The 2,802-nt window shown below is 67.3% G+C and carries 4 protein-coding genes; 2 read left to right on the forward strand and 2 right to left on the reverse strand.

All coding sequences use genetic code 11. The annotated features are described in order from the left end of the window. Together K8V11_RS05960 and K8V11_RS05965 are read left to right on the forward strand one after the other, a co-directional pair. Positions 1-391: FAD-linked oxidase C-terminal domain-containing protein (locus K8V11_RS05960; protein ID WP_303911658.1), on the forward strand; the 391-nt coding region annotated here is incomplete at its 5' end. Next, positions 388-1,368 carry a diacylglycerol kinase gene (locus K8V11_RS05965; RefSeq protein WP_303911660.1) on the forward strand — a complete coding sequence of 327 codons (981 nt, stop codon included), beginning with the start codon at positions 388-390 and terminating at the stop codon, positions 1,366-1,368. The genes K8V11_RS05960 and K8V11_RS05965, both read left to right, overlap by 4 nt. 7 nt (positions 1,369-1,375) lie before the next feature. On the opposite strand, the gene K8V11_RS05970 is transcribed toward K8V11_RS05965, so the two are convergent. Both K8V11_RS05970 and K8V11_RS05975 read right to left on the reverse strand, forming a co-directional pair. Continuing rightward, a complete protein-coding gene (locus tag K8V11_RS05970) occupies positions 1,376-1,720 on the reverse strand; it encodes a hypothetical protein (RefSeq protein WP_303911662.1) in 345 nt (114 codons plus the stop codon). Between the two features lie 45 nt (positions 1,721-1,765). Further along, positions 1,766-2,668, reverse strand: coding sequence for a serine hydrolase (locus tag K8V11_RS05975; RefSeq protein WP_303911664.1), 903 nt, complete (start codon positions 2,666-2,668; stop codon positions 1,766-1,768). Positions 2,669-2,802 lie beyond the last annotated feature (134 nt).

The following is a 2,802-nucleotide window of genomic DNA, read 5'->3' on the forward strand; positions in this document are numbered from 1 at the left end:
AAACGCGGCGCGGTTGAAGAAGGCGGTGGGCGACGCGCTGGCGACCTCGCTCAACGATTCGGGCACGATGGCGCTGGTCATGTGCCACATTTCGCACGTGTACGCGACCGGTTGCTCGCTGTACTTTACGATTGTCGCGGGTCAGGACGAGCAGCCGCTCGCGCAGTGGCGCGCCGCCAAGCAGGCGGTGTCGAAGGCCATCGAGGCGAACGGCGGGACGATCACGCACCACCACGCCGTGGGCACCGATCACATGCCGTACATGACCGACGAGATCGAGCCGCTCGGCGTGGAGATCCTCCGCGGCATCAAGCGCACCCTCGACCCGGCGGGCGTCCTCAACCCCGGCAAGCTCATCCCCTCCGGGACGGAAGCGAAGAACCAGTCATGACGTCGGAGCAGGGCAGCGCCCCGGACACCCCCGACGCACCCGCGGCGCAGGACACGTGCGGAGAGACGTCGATCCGACGCATCGCGCTCCTCACCAACCCCGCGGCCGGACTGGGTTCGGCAAAGAGCATCGGCGCGAAGGCGCGCGAACGATTCGCCGAGCTCGGCATCGAAGTCGAATCGATCGAGGGCGACAGCCGCGAGGCCTCGCAGGCGCTCGCGGCGGAAGCGATCGCGGATCCCTCGATCGACGCGTTGGTGGCGTGCGGCGGCGACGGCCTCATCGGGCTCGCGCTGCAGGCGCAGGCCCGCAGCGGGAAGCCGCTGGGGATCATCCCCGCCGGGACGGGGAATGACCACGCCCGCGAATACCACATCCCCACCGATACGAAACGCGCGTGCGACGTCATCGCGAAGGGGTTTTACACCACCACCGACCTCGGCGTGATCCGCACGGCAGGGCAGCCGGACGCCGAACCATATTGGTTTGGGACGATCGCCTGCGCGGGCTTCGATTCGCGTGTGTCCGACCGGACGAACACGATCAGGTGGCCGCGCGGGCAGATGCGTTACAACCTCGCGATCGCGCTCGAGTTCTTCAACTTCCACTCGATCCCCGCGCGGATCGTGCTCGACCACACCATCGAGCTCACCGAGCCGCTCACCCTCATCGCGGTCGGCAACACCGCCACCTATGGCGGCGGAATGCGAATCTGCCCCGACGCCGACCACCACGACGGCCTGTTCGATGTGACGGTGCTCGAGCGGATGAATCGGTTCCGCGCCGCGTCGAAATTCGGGAAGATCTTCTCCGGCTCGTTCGTCGAGGAAGAAGGCGTGAGCACGTACCGCGCGAAGCACGTGCGCATCGAGATGGACGGGGTCAACGGCTACGCCGACGGCGACCGTTGGGGCCCGCTCCCGATGGACGTCGAAGTAGTGCCCGGCGCGGGGCGCTACCTCGTACCTCGGCCGTAGCTGCGGGCTACGCGCCCGCTTCGTCGATGACGTCGGAGCCCGCATCCTCCTCGTCGAAGGGAATTCGGGTTTCTGCGGGAACACCCGGCGCGGCGGGGGCGGCCGCTCGGCGAGCCGCGAGAATGCCGTCGGTGCGGTCGACCTCGGCGGCGCTGGGGAAGTTGAGTGCACCGGCCACGGCGTTCGCCTGCGCGATCGCGGAGGATTGCGGATCGAACTGCGGGCCGTGCTTAGAGCCCTTTGAGCTCGACGAGCTCCCGGTGAGCTTCGACAACACCTTGGCGGTGAGCACCGGCTGCGAGACTTGCGCACGCGTTGCGACGACATTGCGGACGTAATTGAGTGCGTTCACGCCTACCAGTGTAAGCCGGGCGATCACCGGAGAATTCCGGTCGGGCTATGCGCGTCGGCCATGCCGCTGTCGAAGCGCATCGACAAGCACCCGAGCGATTTGGCCGATGGCCCGATCGACCTCGGGGAGCTCGGGTTCGGCGCGCGCGGCCCTCGTGACGATCGACAGAGCGACCGGACGTTCCCCGGACGGCGTGACGACCGAGGACTCCGCTCGGACGCGATCGATGGTCCCCGTCTTTCCCGCGACCTCGAATCGGCGCGGGGAGAAACCGGAGGACACGCGGTGGCGCCACACCTGTTCGCGAAGCAACCTCCGCATGAAGGCACACTGCTCGGGATCGGCGGCCGCGTCGGTCCAGATGAGATCGAGGAGCGTGCACATTTCTGCGGTAGTCGACTGGGAGTAGTACGCCGGGTCGAATTCGGTGCCGTCGTCATCGGTGGCGAACGCGGCGATCACGTATGCCGCGTCCTCGGCGGCCGTGGCGCCAGGTTTGGCCGATGCAGGGACGGAGCGCTCGCCGGGGTTCGGGAAGATTCTGGCCTCGGTCAACCCCAGACGTGACAGCGTGTCCTCGAGCGCGCCGTCGGGGAGGAGCTCGTAGACGATACCCGCGGAGGTATTGTCCGACACGGTGATCATCGATCGGACAACGTCGCGTAGCGAAACGTCGACGGTGTCGGAGAACAACGCGAATCCGGTCGGCCCGGGTGCGTAGCGACCCGGTTCGATGCGAATCCGGCGGTCGAAGTCGAGCGAGCCGGCTTCATTCGACCGGCATGCGGCGACCATGAGGTGCACCTTATACATCGACGAGATGACGACCGGGGCGGTCGAGCGCAGACCGATCCCCGTCTCGGGATCACCAACGACCTGGGCGTGGCACCAGCCGTCGCATCCCGCAGAGGCGAGCAGGTGTCGGATTGTTCGCGTCGTGTTGTCCATATCGCCGCGGGCTATCCTCGCGTCTTCGGGGTCGCTCGGCGCAACCCGCGGTCGAGGGCAGAGCGCAGGTCGGTTCCATCGGCGGCCAGTTGGCGGTCGGGGTGGACAAGCACCCGATACTGCGCCGAGAATGC

The organism is Dietzia timorensis (genome assembly GCF_020742175.1).
GTDB classification, from domain to species: Bacteria; Actinomycetota; Actinomycetes; order Mycobacteriales; family Mycobacteriaceae; genus Dietzia; species Dietzia timorensis_A.